The organism is Cyanobacterium sp. (assembly GCF_054166785.1).
The window spans coordinates 1-16,520 of sequence record NZ_JBSZCP010000051.1 but is presented as its reverse complement, the minus strand read 5'-3'; the positions used below and the strand labels follow the sequence as shown (position 1 = coordinate 16,520).

18 protein-coding genes and 1 rRNA gene are annotated in these 16,520 nt (G+C 38.4%); 15 read left to right on the top strand and 4 right to left on the bottom strand.

The window, feature by feature from the left end:
- Nucleotides 1-200 precede the first annotated feature (200 nt).
- Nucleotides 201-566, bottom strand: coding sequence for a hypothetical protein (locus tag ACXITR_RS10430; protein WP_457997162.1), 366 nt, complete (start codon nt 564-566; stop codon nt 201-203).
- Nucleotides 567-651: 85 nt separating this feature from the next.
- On the opposite strand from ACXITR_RS10430, the gene ACXITR_RS10425 reads away from it, so the two are divergent.
- The 3 genes from ACXITR_RS10425 (at nt 652) to ACXITR_RS10415 (ending at nt 3,848) form a co-directional block, all read left to right on the top strand.
- Complete coding sequence (locus ACXITR_RS10425) at nt 652-936, top strand: DUF427 domain-containing protein (protein WP_457997161.1); 285 nt, start codon at nt 652-654, stop codon at nt 934-936.
- Nucleotides 926-2,116, top strand: coding sequence for a DUF58 domain-containing protein (locus ACXITR_RS10420; protein ID WP_457997160.1), 1,191 nt, complete (start codon nt 926-928; stop codon nt 2,114-2,116). The genes ACXITR_RS10425 and ACXITR_RS10420 overlap by 11 nt, the downstream gene beginning before the upstream one ends.
- A gap of 145 nt (nt 2,117-2,261) precedes the next feature.
- Nucleotides 2,262-3,848, top strand: coding sequence for an iron uptake porin (locus tag ACXITR_RS10415; RefSeq protein ID WP_457997159.1), 1,587 nt, complete (start codon nt 2,262-2,264; stop codon nt 3,846-3,848).
- A 156-nt stretch (nt 3,849-4,004) separates the two neighbouring features.
- Here the strand turns inward: ACXITR_RS10415 and ACXITR_RS10410 are convergent, their stop codons facing one another.
- The gene (locus tag ACXITR_RS10410) at nt 4,005-5,132 is read right to left on the bottom strand and encodes a metallophosphoesterase family protein (RefSeq protein ID WP_457997158.1); all 1,128 of its coding nucleotides are present in this window, start codon (nt 5,130-5,132) and stop codon (nt 4,005-4,007) included.
- 271 nt (nt 5,133-5,403) lie between these two features.
- Between ACXITR_RS10410 and ACXITR_RS10405 the strand changes: the two genes are divergently transcribed.
- The 9 genes from ACXITR_RS10405 to rimI all read left to right on the top strand — a co-directional run bounded on the left by ACXITR_RS10405 (nt 5,404) and on the right by rimI (nt 12,657).
- A complete protein-coding gene (locus tag ACXITR_RS10405; RefSeq protein WP_457997157.1) occupies nt 5,404-6,255 on the top strand; it encodes a sulfurtransferase in 852 nt (283 codons plus the stop codon).
- 985 nt (nt 6,256-7,240) lie between these two features.
- Complete coding sequence (locus ACXITR_RS10400) at nt 7,241-7,765, top strand: LabA-like NYN domain-containing protein (RefSeq protein WP_457997163.1); 525 nt, start codon at nt 7,241-7,243, stop codon at nt 7,763-7,765.
- A 287-nt stretch (nt 7,766-8,052) separates the two neighbouring features.
- Nucleotides 8,053-8,397, top strand: a complete 345-nt coding sequence (locus ACXITR_RS10395; RefSeq protein WP_457997156.1) for a ribbon-helix-helix domain-containing protein — start codon at nt 8,053-8,055, stop codon at nt 8,395-8,397.
- 43 nt (nt 8,398-8,440) lie between these two features.
- Nucleotides 8,441-9,964: a stress-responsive protein Ycf46 gene (ycf46, locus tag ACXITR_RS10390; protein ID WP_457997155.1), complete on the top strand. Its 1,524-nt coding sequence runs from the start codon at nt 8,441-8,443 to the stop codon at nt 9,962-9,964.
- Nucleotides 9,965-10,110: 146 nt separating this feature from the next.
- Nucleotides 10,111-10,461, top strand: coding sequence for a DUF1257 domain-containing protein (locus tag ACXITR_RS10385; protein ID WP_069790924.1), 351 nt, complete (start codon nt 10,111-10,113; stop codon nt 10,459-10,461).
- 123 nt (nt 10,462-10,584) lie between these two features.
- Nucleotides 10,585-11,481 carry an ABC transporter ATP-binding protein gene (locus ACXITR_RS10380; protein ID WP_457997154.1) on the top strand — a complete coding sequence of 299 codons (897 nt, stop codon included), beginning with the start codon at nt 10,585-10,587 and terminating at the stop codon, nt 11,479-11,481.
- A 59-nt stretch (nt 11,482-11,540) separates the two neighbouring features.
- Complete coding sequence (locus tag ACXITR_RS10375; RefSeq protein ID WP_457997153.1) at nt 11,541-11,765, top strand: AbrB/MazE/SpoVT family DNA-binding domain-containing protein; 225 nt, start codon at nt 11,541-11,543, stop codon at nt 11,763-11,765.
- A complete protein-coding gene (locus tag ACXITR_RS10370; RefSeq protein WP_457997152.1) occupies nt 11,762-12,151 on the top strand; it encodes a type II toxin-antitoxin system death-on-curing family toxin in 390 nt (129 codons plus the stop codon). The genes ACXITR_RS10375 and ACXITR_RS10370 overlap by 4 nt, the downstream gene beginning before the upstream one ends.
- A gap of 41 nt (nt 12,152-12,192) precedes the next feature.
- Nucleotides 12,193-12,657 (top strand): ribosomal protein S18-alanine N-acetyltransferase, encoded by a 465-nt coding sequence (rimI, locus tag ACXITR_RS10365; RefSeq protein WP_457997151.1) that lies wholly within the window; start codon nt 12,193-12,195, stop codon nt 12,655-12,657.
- Between the two features lie 18 nt (nt 12,658-12,675).
- Here rimI and rpsR read toward each other — a convergent pair whose 3' ends face one another.
- On the bottom strand, nt 12,676-12,891 hold the full coding sequence (gene rpsR, locus ACXITR_RS10360) for a 30S ribosomal protein S18 (protein ID WP_069790927.1): 216 nt from the start codon (nt 12,889-12,891) through the stop codon (nt 12,676-12,678).
- Between the two features lie 56 nt (nt 12,892-12,947).
- Nucleotides 12,948-13,142 carry a 50S ribosomal protein L33 gene (gene rpmG, locus ACXITR_RS10355; RefSeq protein ID WP_457997150.1) on the bottom strand — a complete coding sequence of 65 codons (195 nt, stop codon included), beginning with the start codon at nt 13,140-13,142 and terminating at the stop codon, nt 12,948-12,950.
- A gap of 415 nt (nt 13,143-13,557) precedes the next feature.
- Here rpmG and ACXITR_RS10350 point away from each other — a divergent pair, with 415 nt between their 5' ends.
- From ACXITR_RS10350 to ACXITR_RS10340, 3 genes are all read left to right on the top strand, one after another.
- Complete coding sequence (locus ACXITR_RS10350; RefSeq protein ID WP_457997149.1) at nt 13,558-15,027, top strand: TldD/PmbA family protein; 1,470 nt, start codon at nt 13,558-13,560, stop codon at nt 15,025-15,027.
- Nucleotides 15,028-15,174: 147 nt separating this feature from the next.
- Nucleotides 15,175-16,032, top strand: coding sequence for a carbohydrate ABC transporter permease (locus ACXITR_RS10345; RefSeq protein WP_457997148.1), 858 nt, complete (start codon nt 15,175-15,177; stop codon nt 16,030-16,032).
- 426 nt (nt 16,033-16,458) lie between these two features.
- Nucleotides 16,459-16,520 (top strand): 16S ribosomal RNA (locus tag ACXITR_RS10340); the annotation flags it as partial.

The window sequence follows — 16,520 nt, the reverse complement described above, 5'->3', positions numbered from 1 at the left end:
TTGCTGAAGCACTCGAGGCATTTCGCACTGCTGTATCTTTTCGTTTTGTCCACTGGCTTACCCATAATACTGAGGTATTTTCTGCTTATAAAGCTAGTTTAGGCTTTGTTTGGGCTTGAGTTTTGTTTAAGTACCGTTAATGATACGGAGTTTTTTAACTTCTTTTTATTGATGTTATTTTAGCCAGAAAATACCCATATTTATACCACATCAGAAGAACTGTTATGGGACTTTACCCCACGATATTGAATATCTTTTTTAGAAATATTAAGAGCAATTTGATTAGGAGAACTATTATAATTAGAACCTCTGTATATCATACTTTTAAAAAGTCCATTACCCTCAGATTTTTCTAACTCCACCTTTTCTACCCTTTCTTTATCTTTTCCCTCCATAACATTCGCATCAGAAGTAGTTAATTTATCAATAGACTTTTGAGTAAACATCATCCCCACAATTAAAATTCCTAATAAAATAGGAGTCGGGGCAGACACCAAACCCACAATCAAAGCTATTACCAAGCTGAAAACAGACACAGCTAGTGCGAAACAAATAATTAATTCCATGATGTATATAATTGAAAATGTATAGTTAACATTAATGATATATATAACTATATTAAAACATAATCATAAAATAGAGCATAGGGAAATGGCAAAAGCAACTTGGAATGGGGCAATACTAGCCCAAAGCGAAAACTGTGAGATAGTTGAAGGTAATTATTATTTCCCCCCCCAGAGCATCAATAAAGAATATTTTAGACCTACCAATACCCATACTACTTGCGGTTGGAAAGGAGTAGCTAGTTACTATACCATAGCAGTAAATGGTGCCGAGAATAAAGATGCTGCTTGGTATTATCCTGAACCGAAAGAGAAAGCGGAAAACATCAAAAACTATGTGGCGTTTTGGAGAGGTGTAAAAGTTGAATCTTAGCCCGAATCATCAAACCAATAATGATAGAGGCATTTTTGCCAGTCTGGGTAACTGGTGGCATAATCACCTGCCAAGCCCCTCCTATGGCGGTTGGGTACTTTTGGGTATTGCCCTCAGTTTTTTTGGGGCGGCCACCAATACCATGGCGGGCTGGCTATATGTACTCAGTGGCACTTCTTTAGCTTTGGTGGGGCTAAATATATTTATTTCCTCTCAAACCGTTAAAAAGTTGAAAATAAAACGGCTTCCCATGGAGCCCATCAGTGCGGGAGACGAGTTATTAATTGAGTTGACGGTGACAAATCCCACTAAATCTGGTAAAAATTTTATTGAAATAGTCGATCACCTTCCATTAATGCTCTCTAAGCCCGTTCTTAGCTCCTTAGAAAGCCTTGCCCCCCAAGAAACGAAAAAAATAACCTACTACGCTCAGGCTTCTGTGAGGGGAATTTATCATTGGTATGGGTTGGATGTGAAAAGTGCTGCCCCCATCGGTTTATTTTATGCTCGCAAAAAGAGAAATATAGAAGCAAGGGCGATCGTTTATCCTCAAATTTTACCCCTAAAAAATTGTCCTCTCATTGATAATATTGGCAACGAGCAAACCCAACAACAGCAGAGTGAAAAACTATATCAAAATGCCACCGAAGGGGTTACCAAAGCTATTAGACAATATCGATATGGAGACCCCCAAAGGCTTATTCACTGGCGTAGTAGCGCCCGTTTTGGGGAATTACAAGTAAGGGAATTAGAAACCATCACAGGAGGACAAGAAGTTATTATCTGTCTTGATAACAGTCAACCATGGAATCAAGAGTTATTTGAAAAAGCAGTGATTGCCACGGCATCTTTATATTTTTATTGTAGCCGTCAGCAATTAGACGTTAAACTATGGACTCCCAAAACTAATACTATCAAAGGTAATCATGTGGTGCTAGAGGCGCTCGCCGCCATACAACCCATGGAAGCCCAAGGGAACATAGAAATATTATCCCAACCTTTAGTATGGTTATCCAACAACCCCCATAGTTTTTCCTCCTTGCCCCAAGGTAGTCGATGGATGTTTTTCCCAGAAAAAGATGATGACATTAACGGGGAACAAAATATTTCCACCTCTGGTCTTAGTTATCAGTCAAGTATTAGCCTAGAAAACCTGTTACAAAAAACACTAAAAATATAAAAAATATCCTTTTTCTATTATTTTTAAGAGAAAGTTAAGAAAATTTAACAAATAAGTCCGATTCCAGTAGAAAAAAAATATAATTAGTGTTAGTATGAGTTTCAGGATAAAAAATAAGTCCTATATAAAACGTGTGAGGAAAACAATGAACAAAATCTTTTGGAATTCTTTAAAAGTAACCCCAGCCCTTCTAGGTGCTAGTTTACTCGTAAACGCTCAAGCAAAAGCTAGCGAAGACTTTACCATCGCTCAGTCTTTTGATACCAACAGCGAAATCATTGACCAATTAGACAGATACAGCACCGAAGGAGTTTCTAACTCTCAAGGTCAAGTAACTTCCGTTAACCAACTCAGCGACGTTTCCCCTACAGACTGGGCCTATGAAGCACTACGTAGCCTAGTAGAACGTTATGGTTGTATCGTAGGTTACCCCGATCGCACCTTCCGTGGAAACCGTGCCTTAAGTCGTTTTGAGTTTGCCGCAGGTTTAAACTCTTGTATGCAATCCATCGAACGTTTAATCGGTACTGGTGGAGTAGGTGACGAAGACATCGCCGCCCTCAGAAGATTAATCGCAGAATTTGAAACTGAACTTGCAACCCTAGGAGCAAGAGTTGATAACTTAGAAGGAAGAGTTGCTTTCTTAGAAGATCATCAATTCTCCACCACCACTAAATTAAGCGGAGAAGTCATCATGGGCTTAACTGCTTCTGATGTACCCGGCTCTCGTCAATTCGTTTTTGGTAACAGTGTTACCTTAGACCTTGAAACCAGCTTCACTGGTAGAGATACCCTTTTGACTAGCTTAACCGCTGGTGGTAACTTGGGTGCTTTCGGTGGAACTACTGAACTAACCCAAACCTTTGATGGTGAACTAGGCGACAATAATGTTGTACTAGATGCTTTAACCTACACTACGCCTTTTGGCTTTGGTAACAGAGACATTAATTTTTACCTAGCGGCTACTGGTGCTCTTCACAGTGACTTTGCCCCTACCACCAATCCTTTCTTTGAAGACTTTGACGGTGGTAACGGTGCATTATCTACCTTTGCTTCTTCTAGTCCCATCTACAGAATTGGAACTGGTGGTGCTGGTATTGGTTTCTCCGTTCCTTTTGGAGAATACTCTAGCTTTAACATCGGCTACTTAGCAACCAATCCAGAAGATCCCTCCCGTGGTAATGGTATCTTCGATGGTGACTTTGCCGCCCTTGCACAGCTTAACTTTGGTTTTGGCGAAAACATTGACCTAGGTTTAACCTATGTTCGTGGTTTCCACACTGGTGCTAATGGCTTATTCAGCGATGAAACAGGAAGTTTCCTTGCTAATGATCCTTTTGGAGGAGATGCCTTTAACACTGATTCCTTTGGTGCTCAAGTAGCTTGGCGCCTCACCCCCAGAGTTAGTCTAAGTGGTTTCTTCAACTATACCGACGCTAATCGTGTAGGTGGTGGAAATGATGAAATCTTCAGCTACGGTGGTGGAGTTGCGTTCCTAGACTTAGCAAGAGAAGGTAGTGTATTAGGTCTCTTTGCTGGGGTTCAACCTTACAGTGGAAACATTCTAGGGGCTGGCGTTGGTGCTACAACTCCTCTTCATCTTGAAGCGTTCTACAAATATCCTCTCACCAACAGTATTTCCATCACCCCCGGAATTATCTATGTTGATGGTTTAAATCAAACAGATACCAGTGGCTTCGTTGGGACCCTAAGAACCACCTTCACTTTCTAAGATTAACTTAGCTAGTTGATTCTAATGACATAATATAAAGCCCCTTTCTTAAAGAGAGGGGTTTTTCATTTATTTACTATTCCTTGGCAATGGATTTAAGCCCATTGTTCGTCTAATTAATGTATTTTTCTAGGGATACGAGTCCAAGATTTTAGACTAATTTTCGCAGGTATATCGATTTAAAGGATATTTAATTAAACAAGCATTTGTTTCTGAAGTTGATAAATCCTGAATGTCAATATCTTTCCTCAAAATCATGCCGTTATGAGCCATCAATAAACGGGGTAACTGCTGATTATTGACTACTTTTAGGGTTCTCATATCATAGGTGGTATAACTTGTAAGGGTAGGGTCATCAAAGTTTATATCTATTACGGTTAAATTTTTCGTGGGTTGATCATTTCCTGCAATTAAACGACGGGCACCTCCCCCCAACACTCCAGCGTGTAACATTTGTAAATTTCCTTTGTGGCCGGGGTAATAGGCATGATGATGACCACTAATATAGGTATGAACATCATTTAATTCTAAAAAATTCTGTAAAAATTCCGCTTCGTCTAATACTTCTCCTTCCCTATCTCTACCCACTGCCACACCGTATAGGGGTAAATGCCCGATGGCAATGCGCATTTTAGCTTGTTTCGCCACAGGAGATTGCAGAGCTTTCCCAGCCCATGCCAGTTGTTGGGAGGAGATATGACGGGAGGAAGCATCCCACACTAAAAAGAAAATATCTTTTTCCATAAAAGTATAGTAAAAAGGAAAATGGGAACGATCAATAAAATTAACCTTGGGATTATGAATCGGATTTTGCCAATATTCCGTGGCTAAGTTGCGATCGCGCTGGTGAAAAAATCTGTTTTCCCTCGTACTAAAACTGCTTGAGCCATCATGGTTGCCCATGGTAAAGCCAAAGGGTATATTTAAATCTCTAATGGGTTTAGCTATCTGAGCATCAAAAGCATTCCACATTGCCCTCACTTGTCCATCGGTTAAGGAAAGTTTTTGCCCTGCAATCATATCTCCCCCAGACAAAATTATATCTGGATTCCAAAAGGGAATTAATCTTATGGCTTGATGTACTTCCTGTTCATATTCTGTGGAACCATAGGCACTGTTTAAGTCACTGATTACCATTAGCCTGACATCTCCCCTAGGGGGCTGATACATTGGTTGTTGGGCAATGATACCTTTGATGTCCATGGAACTATTTACAGCGTAGCTAGTTAATGAAAATAGACAAAAAGAGGCGATCGCAACGAGTATCAAAAATATTTTTTTCATCAATCTTAATTTGAGGTTTTACATCATAATAATGGAGTGAACGGTAGGATATTATTTTTCCTTAATATTCCTAGACCATAGAAGGGAAAAAAAGGATTCCGCCAAGGGAGAAAAAATAGCTGTTTTAGCAGAGCCGTAAAAAATTATCCATTGTTCATTGTTAACAGATCCATTACTATAGTCATAGGGTGAAATTAAATAAAGACCCTACCACTATATATTTATCTACTTATATTTAAACTAATTATCTAATTGTTATTAACTTACCAAAATGGGTCAACATCAGAGCATTGTCTCAGCAGAATGGCTCAAAGATAACCTTAACAATCCTGACATCAAAATTATTGACTGTCGCTTTCGTCTCCCAGACGCTAACTGGGGTTATCAACAATATAATCACAGCCATATAAAAAATGCCTATTACTTAGACTTAAATAAACATCTTTCTAATACAGTTAGCGACCATGGAGGTAGGCATCCCTTACCCGATAATCAATTAATAGCCACCAAATTCGAGCAAATTGGCATTATCAAGAATAAAACAACCATTGTTGTTTACGATGATTCTCGCTTTGCCTTCTGCGCCCGTTTATGGTGGTTATTGCGTTTTTTGGGACACCATCAGGTTTATATTCTCGATGGCGGTTGGCAAAATTGGCAAAAATTGAATTATCCCATAGATGCTATTACTCCCATGGATACCAAAGGTTCATTTATCCCTGAGCCAAACCCTGACTTAACTGTCGATATTGAACAGGTTAAACAAGCTCAAACCTCTCCCCATAGGGCAATTATTGATGCTCGTTCGGGCGATCGCCACTTAGGCAAAATAGAACCCATCGATCCCATCCCAGGAAGTATTCCCCATAGCCATAATATATTTTGGCAGGAAAATACCACCCCAGAAGGATTTTTAAAACCTAAATTACAGCTAGAAACTATCTGGCAACCTTACCTAAAATATCCTGAAATAATCGCCTATTGTGGTTCGGGAGTCACTGCCTGTGTCAATATCTTTGCCCTAGAAACCATTGGTTATCATCACTGCAAACTATATGCAGGAGGATGGAGCGATTGGTGTTCCTATCTTCAAAAACCAGAAAATCTCGTTCCTCACCATTGAGGTTGATTTTTGTCATTTAAAATCTGCTCAACTCTATGTTTATGGAGATAAATCAGTATTGTCATTTTTCTGACATTAAAACCTAAACCTTAATTTTAAAGAGATTTTAATCTTATTAAATATTACTAATCTAATTTTTATTTTTTTAGCAATATATATTAATTAATTATTTATCTTTATTTTTATCAAAAAACAGTAAATTAAAAAAGACAAACAAAGAATGTACTCAATAAACTTTTAAATATTAACAAATAACCATAGTAATAAAACAATTACTACACTGATACTCAACGGCAAATTTATTAACTTAAATCTGCCATAAAGCATGGTATATATAAGTTGTGCTAACCTATGGCATAAACGTTTAATCATACACAAAAAAAGAATATTATGTTAGTAATAGTAAAGTTTTATTCTCAAATATTTATTTTCTAATATCCTTATTCCCTATCTAAAAATATTAAAATAGACAAAATAAAACCATATTATCCCTTGGTTTTACCTTTTATTTATACAGATAAAAACTTAAAAATAAACAGAATAGAGCTTATTTATTAATCAGAAAATGCAAAATATTGTTCTTTTTCTTTAATAAAAAATGCACACCATAGCTAAAACCTATCCCTAGGGTAGTTAGTTACAAATTAATTAAAACCGTCCTAGACATTATGACTTTAACTTTTATAAGTTAATTAAATTATTTATTACAACTATTACTATGACTAATTTTAACTTTAATAATGGAAAGTATAGTATTAATGACTATACTAATTTAAATGGTACTAATCATAATAAAAACCCAGAAAAAGAATCCGAAAATGAACCAGATCTAAAATTAGAAACGAATGAAAATCCAATTCTTAATCCTCGTCCCCAGTTAATACCTCGTCCTGAATATAATCCTGAACCCCAAGTAAATTCAACAACTATAATTGCCCCTAATTCAGAAATAAATAATACTAATCATTACAATTACGTAAATAATATAAATAACCATCGTTTACGAGATAGAATTTCTATTTTTGTCGATGGAAATAATATGTTTTATGCACAACAAAAAAATGGTTGGTTTTTTGATCCTCGTAAAGTGATTGATTATTTTTCCGAAGAGTCAGGGTTTATGTTAATCAATGCTTTCTGGTACACGGGCTTAAAAGATTCCCAAGACCAACGGGGCTTCCGAGATGCTTTAATTAGTTTAGGTTATACCGTCAGAACCAAGATACTGAAGGAATATTATGATGATAGTTCTGGTCGATTTTCTCAAAAGGCGAACCTCGACATAGAAATTGTTGTGGATATGTTTAATACCGTTGACCAATATGATCGAGTAGTATTATTTAGCGGTGATGGCGACTTTGAAAGGGCGATCGAACTTTTACGGTCTAAAAACACCCATATCACGGTGGTTTCCACAGAAGGGATGATTGCCAGAGAATTGCGTAATGCTACGGATCGTTATTTAGATTTAAATGAAATTCGCCCTTGCATTGAAAAGCGAGAGTTTTAGTTATTCTACTTTTAGTTTATTTTTTTGTAGGGCGGACCATGATGGTACGACCCTATTTTTTATTTGGATACTGACATCAGCTTAAATCGTAAACTTTTGTTATGGAAACAAAAAGCCTCGTAATCTTTGCTGTATATAGTCTTTAGAAGATTTATATTGATTCATCCAAAAACACTTTATTAAGAAATGTAACAATATTACCGTCAAAATGGGATAACGCCTTGACAGTAAAAGAGAAAATAGTTAAAGTAATTTACATAGCACTTGGGCATATCAAATAAGCCAATATGCAAGAAAAGCAAAAAGTTACTCTCTATTTACCACCAAATCTACATCGACAGTTAAAAGTTAAAGCCGCTATCGACACTGACTCCATGTCAGCCCTTGTTGAAAAGGCCGTTAACTTTTATCTAAAACACCCTGAAACGGTGGAAGAAGTAGAGGCAGGTTATGGTAAGACTCACCAAATCCATGTATGTCCAGAATGTGACACTCCCATGTTGATGCGTGATGGTGAAATGGTCTCGTTGAAAAATCAGCCCACCGTTGTGGATGAGGAATTTCCCTTAATCGGCGATAGTGTGCAGTTAGAGGATTCATCGGACCAAGAAGAGGAGTTAATTCCCTGTTAGGAGATTTGAGTACACTGAGAAACCAATATCGAGGTTCGGCATTATGAAAGAAGAGTTAAATATTCTCATCAAAGCTCAATATCCTTTGATCTATTTAGTTACCTCCGAAGAGGAAAGGGCTGAAAGTGCGATCGCCCGTATCGCCAAAGATCAAGAAACCAAAGAGCAAAAAAGCCGAGTCTTTGTGTGGACAGTAACTCACGGCATTGTAGAATGCAATAGCCAGGGTCGTCAGGGAGTACAACACAATACAGTTTCACCAGAAGCGGCCATTGAATGGGTAGTAAGACAAAAGGACGATGGAGTTTACATATTCAAGGACTTACATCCTTACTTAGACTCTCCTCCCGTTACCCGATGGTTGAGAGATGCTATCTATAGCTTCAAAGGCACAAACAAAGTAATAATCTTAATGTCGCCCTATCACAAAATACCCATCGAACTTGAAAAAGACGTTGTGGTACTGGATTTTCCATTACCTCAGTCCTCCGAGTTGGAAGCCGTATTAGAAAAAGCATTACAGCAGTCTCGCCAAAAACAACTTCTACCCCAAGTCAAAGAAAAACTGCTCCGTGCAGCCCTTGGTTTAACCATCGATGAAGCCCAAAAAGTTTATCGAAAAGCTCAAGTCAAAGCTGGACAACTCACCGAAGACGAAGTAGAAATCGTCCTCTCCGAGAAAAAGCAACTAATCCGTCGCAACGGAATCCTAGACTACGTAGAAGAAGATAAAACCATTGAGGCAGTGGGAGGGCTAGAGGAACTAAAACACTGGTTAACCCAGCGTTCTGATGCCTTCAGTGAAAGAGCCAGAGAGTATGGACTTCCTCAACCCAAAGGAATGCTCATTTTAGGCGTACCTGGTTGTGGTAAATCGTTAATTGCCAAAACAACCTCCAGACTATGGGGCTTACCCCTTCTGAGGTTAGACATGGGTAGGGTTTATGACGGTTCAACCGTAGGCAAATCCGAAGCAAATCTTCGTAACGCCCTCAAAACCGCCGAATCCATTTCCCCTGCAATCCTCTTTATCGATGAACTAGACAAAGCCTTTGCGGGTAGTGGTGGCTCCGCCGATTCCGATGGTGGCACATCCAGCCGTATCTTTGGTTCATTTTTAACTTGGATGCAAGAAAAAACATCCCCCGTATTTGTGATGGCAACCGCTAACCGTATCGAAAGATTACCCAGCGAGTTTTTACGCAAAGGTAGATTTGACGAAATCTTTTTTGTTGACTTACCCAACGCCCAAGAACGACAGGCTATATTTAAGATACATTTAACAAACCGTAGAAACGACATCGAAAGGTTTGACCTAGATCAACTAGCAAATGTATCGGAAGGTTTTTCTGGAGCCGAGATAGAACAGGCGATAATCGCTGCGATGTATGAGGCTTTCGCCCAAGGGCGAGAGTTTACCCAACTAGACATCATTGCATCGGTGAAATCTACCCTGCCTCTATCACGCACCATGACTGAACAGGTAACAGCACTACGAGACTGGGCTAGAAAAAGAGCCAGACCTGCTTCAGCTTCCGTCGCGCAATATCAGCGGATGGAATTTTAAAGGCTTTCATCGGGTGGGGGAGGAGTAGTCCCCCGATTGTCCGAGAAAGGCTAGTAATCCACTAGCAGTTTTAATAAAAGCACTCAAAGTGCATATCGTATCACACTTTTAAACAGTTGTCTTTAATCTCTTAGGAGGAAACGTCCATGTCTCATTTTAGCACCCTACGCACCAAAATCTCTTCTGCTGAAATTCTTACTAGCTCTTTGCGGGATCTCGGTATTAACGTAAAAACTGATGCTGATGTACGTGGCTATAACGGCCAACGTCTCCGCGCTGACATCGTCGCCGTATTAGAAGGTGAATACGATTTAGGCTGGTCTCGTAATGCTGATGGTAGTTTCGATTTGATTGCAGATCTTTGGGGCGTTGCTAAAAAACATAACCAAACTGAGTTAATTAACTCTATCAATCAAAAATACGCCGTTAATAAAACCCTTGAAGAGGTTAAACAACGTGGCTTACAGAATGCTAATGTGAAGTTAGTTCTTCAGTAATCCTCAACAATTTACCTAATAAAGTGTATTCTCAATCATTTGAGCTAGTTGGAATCTATCCAACTGGCTTTTTTTTGTCGGAGCTAATGTTATGATTGCATTGTTTATTTTCTCGGGTTAATAATGTTGCACATCAAAAATTTAACTAAGTTTTTCGGTAAAAGGGCGGTTTTACAAGACTTGAACCTCAACATTATACAGGGGGAAATATATGGTTTATTGGGGGCTAATGGTGCAGGAAAAACTACGACCATTAACATTATTTGTGGCTTATTAAATTACGATGATGGACTCGTAAACATTAACAATGAAAATTTATCTCTGAAAAGTAAGTATTTATTGGGAGTTGCCCCCCAAGAGAATTTATTATATCCGAGCCTTAGTTGTGCTGAAAATCTTTCTTTTTTTGGCAAAATTTATGGTTTAAAAGGAACTCAGTTAAAATCAGCCATTAGTCGCTGTTTGCAGGGGGTAAATTTATTAGACAGAAAAGATAGTGCGGTTGATACTTTATCTGGGGGTATGCAAAGAAGGCTAAATATTGCTGTTGCGTTAATTCATAGTCCTAAGTTATTAATTTTGGATGAACCCACTACAGGATTAGATATTGAGGCGAGGTATGAAATTTGGCAGTTAATTACCAGTTTAAAGGAAGAGGGCATGACTATTCTTTTGACTACTCACCTATTAGATGAAGCTCAAAAACTGTGCGATCGCATCGGAATTATTAAAAATGGTCATATCATTGCTGAAGGTACATTAGAAGAATTAAGAAAAAAAGTCCCTGCCCAAGAAATTATTATTATCAAAACCGATGAGGAAGAAAAAGCCATCCTCAAAGCTCAAGAAAAGGGTTTTGAACATCGTTACTATGGGGGAGATTTAGCTTTTTTACTACCCGAGACTTTACCTTTGGAGGAGTTAATTAAATACTTTGATCCTATCAATTTAACTTCTATTACCCGTCAACCTGTCAATCTCGATCATATCTATCTCGAAGTTACTCAAAATGTTGACTAGAGATAAAAGTTCCGAGGCGATCGCCATCACTAGAAAATAGTATAATTAAATGAAAAACCATGATTAAATTAACCGTCACAAATATTGGGGAAGCGATAGCAATTGTTTTACCTAAAGAAATATTAGCCAGAATGCAAATTGATCAAGGTGATGAATTGTATCTAGTTGAAACAGAAAAAGGTTTTGCAATATCTAACTACCCTTCTGAAATGGAAAAAGAGATAGAAACAGCTAGAAAAGTAATGAAACAATATCACGATGCCCTCAAAGAATTAGCTAGATGATTATTAATTGGTTATCTACATCCTCAATCAAAATTATTCATAAAGAACAAATTAATGAACATGGCGGTTTGCAAGGTATCAGAGATAATAACTTGCTTGAATCAGCATTAATGCGTCCTCAAAATTTGCATTTCTATCAAAATATTACAGATATAGCTATATTAGCCTCTACATACACCTTTGCAATTGTTCGGAATCATCCTTTTATTGATGGAAATAAACGAACAGGATTTGTTGCAGGAGTCACATTCTTATTACTTAATGGTTATCAATTCAGCTGTGATAATCAAGAGGTTGTTATTACTATTAAAAAATTAGCCAGTGGCTCTTTTTCAGAGCAAGATTTACAACGTTGGTTTATAACTTGGAGTAATTTAGACCATTAAGTTTGAGAAATACACAACTTTTCATCCCATAGCATCTATTTATGTCATTAACAACCATAAAACTTCAACCTTTAACCGAAAAATATTTATCCGAAGTTATTGAATTAGACCAGATTTGCTTTGGCGGATTGTGGAGTTTAGATGGTTATAAAAGGGAAATAGAAAGCCCGAATAGCACCCTGTTAATTATTACTACGGATATAGAAAACGAGGAAAAAATAATCGGTCTAGGTTGTTTTTGGGCAATATTAGAGGAAGCCCATGTAACTATTTTAGCCATTCATCCCGATTTTCAAAGACAAGGATTAGGCAAAATGTTATTACAAGAATTATTAAAACAAGCAAAAGAAAAAGGGTTAGAAAGGGCAACCCTCGAAGTTAGTGAACATAATCACAGTGCGATCGCACTTTATGAAAAATTTGGTTTCGCCCTAGCAGGAAGACGTAAAAAATACTATCAAGCCACTGGGGCAGATGCCCTTATTTTTTGGAAGAAATTAACCTAACACTCAACACCAAACAAATTAACCTTCCACGTTAATAAAAGGCAACAAAGCCAACAGACGAGCTTTTTTAACCTCTCTGGTTAACTCTCTTTGTTGATGAGCAGTCAAACCAGTGATACGACGAGGCAACATCTTACCTCTTTCAGTTACAAACTTGTGCAACAACTCTAAATCTTTGTAGTCAATCTCTTGACTTGTAGGAATAGGGGATAATCTTTTACGAAAATAAGCCATAATTTAATTTTTCAATACTTACTGTTTATTTATTCAAATCAAAATCAGAAACTAAACTATTTAATTTCTTTGTGGATAGTGTGCTTATTGCAGTGGGTACAGAATTTTTTAAGTTCCATTCTACCAGTGGTGTTACGTCTATTTTTCATAGTGGTGTAACGAGAAACACCCTTAGAGCGTTTGTCAGAATTAGTACGACACTCCGTACACTCCAATGTAATGATAATGCGAACGCCTTTTTTACTTGCCATGGTTTTAGCCTATAGTTACTATAACAGTAATTTTATACACAATCTACTATTATCTTATATACTATCCTCTTTTGACAAGGGGGGAGGATAATTGACAATTAACCATGGACAATTGAGAATTAAAATTTTCAAAATGGGTATTCATTACAAATCAATGCAGTTTGAATAAATAACTCAAATAATGATTTAGACAAAAGTTATAGGATTTTCATCCAGTGAAAAGATTACCCTATATAGACTATGTTATACGGAAAAGAAAAAGTCTCCAACACTATGGGTGATGGAAAAGCCTTTAATGTGTAATAAATTTAACTATTCCCCGTTCACCATTCCCTGTTCCCCGCCTCCATAACCCCACAGTTTCCATAACTTCTGACTATATAATGGTATTTAACAAAGTCAGTTAAAGTAATCTATGTCACCAACACTATTGATTTCCAAAGAAATACCTAACCTATCATATCAACCCAAGGGCGATCGCTTCGACATCTCATGGCAACAACCCCTGTCCACCCTACTAGGCATGGGTAGAGCCGCAGGGGCAGATTTTGTGGAATTTTTCCTCGAAAAATCTAACTATATTAATTGTTTAGCCGAAGACGATACCATCACCAGCATCACCCCTCGACTAGCCACAGGGGCAGGGGTAAGAGTATTTAGAGGAAAAGCAGACTGTTACGTTAGCACCAACGATTTAACCTTTAACGGACTAAAACAAGCCCTAGAAAAAGCCCTCTCAATTTTAGGTTTAAACATTCCCCAAGGTTCAGCCTTTATTCCCGAAATCAACCTTGAACTATTCCGAGACTACGCCACCCTCAAAAACAAAGATACATGGTTAAGTCAATGCAGTAATATGCAGGAAATGGGCGACATACTATTAAGTGCTAATCAATTTATAGAACAAAAAGCATCTAAAGTGCGATCGCGCCGTGCCGCCTACTTCAGAGACTGGCAAGAAGTATTAGTAGCCTCCACCGATGGCACCTTTGCCCGAGACATCAGACTAACCCAATCCGTAGGTTACAACCTACTCTGTGCCGATGGACAAAACCGCTCTTCCATAGGTAAAAGAGACGGAGACACCAGTAATCCCGACTTTCTACGCCAGTGGAACTATCAAAACGTAGCCGAAGAAGTAGCAGAATCCGCAGGAAAAATGCTCTATGCCGACTACGTCGAATCAGGACAATATCCCATCATCATGGCAAACCAATTCGGTGGAGTAATCTTCCACGAAGCCTGTGGACACCTCCTCGAAACCACCCAAATAGAAAGGAAAAGCACCCCCTTCATCGATAAAAAAGGAGAAAAAATTGCCCACGAAAACCTCACCGCTTGGGACGAAGGACTATCCGACAAAGCCTTTGGCACCATCGACATGGACGACGAAGGAATGCCCCCCCAACGCACCCTCCTCATCGAAAACGGTATCCTTAAAAATTTTATCGCCGACAGAGCAGGAGCCATACGCACAGGACATCCTCGCACAGGTAGCGGTAGAAGAAGTAACTACAGCTACGCCGCAGCTTCCCGTATGCGCAACACCTACATAGCACCAGGAGAATATAGCTTAGATAATATATTTTCCTCCGTTGACAAAGGAATTTATTGTAAAAAAATGGGCGGAGGAAGCGTCGGCCCCACAGGAGAATTTAACTTCGGAGTTGACGAAGCCTACCTAGTTGAAGACGGTAAAATTACCAAACCCCTAAAAGGAGCAACCCTCATCGGAGAAGCCAAAGAGATCATGAAAAAAATCTCCATGTCATCCCAAGACTTAGGGCTAGCCGCAGGATTTTGTGGTTCCGTCAGCGGTAGCGTTTATGTAACCGTGGGACAACCCCATATAAAAGTTGACTCCATTACTGTAGGCGGAAGATAAAATTCCACAGTAAAAGCTAAAACCCTTAAAAAAAATGTACTTTTGTAGGGTGGGCATTGCCCACCACTGCACCACTCCCCTTCTCAATCAACCCAACTTTTAGAGACTCCGAAACTAATGCACCACAAACACTAAAAAAAACAGTCCATGAGTTCCAATAAACTAAAAACTAAAATTACCCCATGGCTTTTCCTTAGCCCAGCCTTAATACTTCTCACCATCTTTCTCTTTGCCCCCATCCTGTATCTCATTTACCTTAGCTTTACCAACGGAAGCCTTTCCGCAACCCAATGGATAGGTCTCAACAACTACAAAAGACTATTAATAGACTCTGATTTTGCCCAAGTCATTACCAATACCATTTATTTTTGCATCACCAGCATTATTCCCAGCATAATAATTCCCCTACTTCTAGCAGTTCTTTTAAACCAAAAAATAATTTTTAGAAGTTTTTTCCGCACCAGTTACTTCATTCCCTCCATAACCTCCCTTGTAGCCATGGGTTTAGGATTTCGTTGGTTATTCCAAAATAACGGACCCGTTAACCAACTCCTCCAACAAATAAACCTTACCCCCATTCCTTGGCTCAACAGTCCTCTTTGGGCAATGCCCGTGATAATCCTATTCAGTACATGGCGACAAATAGGTTTTAACCTCGTAGTATTTTTAGCAGGACTACAAGCAATTCCCCTATCTCGTTACGAAGCCGCAGAACTAGACGGTGCGAACCCTTGGGCAAAATTTATATATATAACCATCCCCGGACTAAAACCAACCCTTATTTTTTGTACCATTACCACCTCTATCTTTACTTTTCGCTCCTTTGAACAAATATACGTCATGACCAACGGTGGTCCCGCCAACAGTACCAACATCCTTGCTTACTACATATATCAAGAGGCATTCCGTCAATTTAACTTTGGTTACGCTGCCGCCGCCACCAGCATTCTATTATTAGTTGCTTTCCTTCTCGTATATATCCAAATTCTTATCACAAAAGAATAGACACTAGACTTTTTCCAAATAGCAACTCTAAAAATTACCGTTATAGAGTAAATACTCCCATCAAAAAAAGAAAAAACAGTAACAAAGACTACGGTTAGGAAAAAAGTTGAGAGAGTAAAAGCCATACAGAGTAAAGAGAGTAGTAAAAAAAAGAAAAAAAGATTGAAAAAGAAGTTGCCATTTTGAAAAAGGTTAGTTATATTAGTATATGTGCGATTGAGGGCTACACGCCTTCGACAGTCACCACGAACCTCGACAATTCAATAGTTTGAAAGCCATTTTCAAGTATTACATATATCAATCCTTGTCAAAGAACTTTATTTAAAACAAAACAAAAAGTTTAAACCTCGGTTTAAACATTGCAAAGAAGAGCAAGTAAAACTACTTCAATCATAAGGGACTGGATACTAAGGTAGAAAGGAACTTACAATGGAGAGTTTGATCCTGGCTCAGGATGAACGCTGGCGGTATGCCTAACACATGCAAGT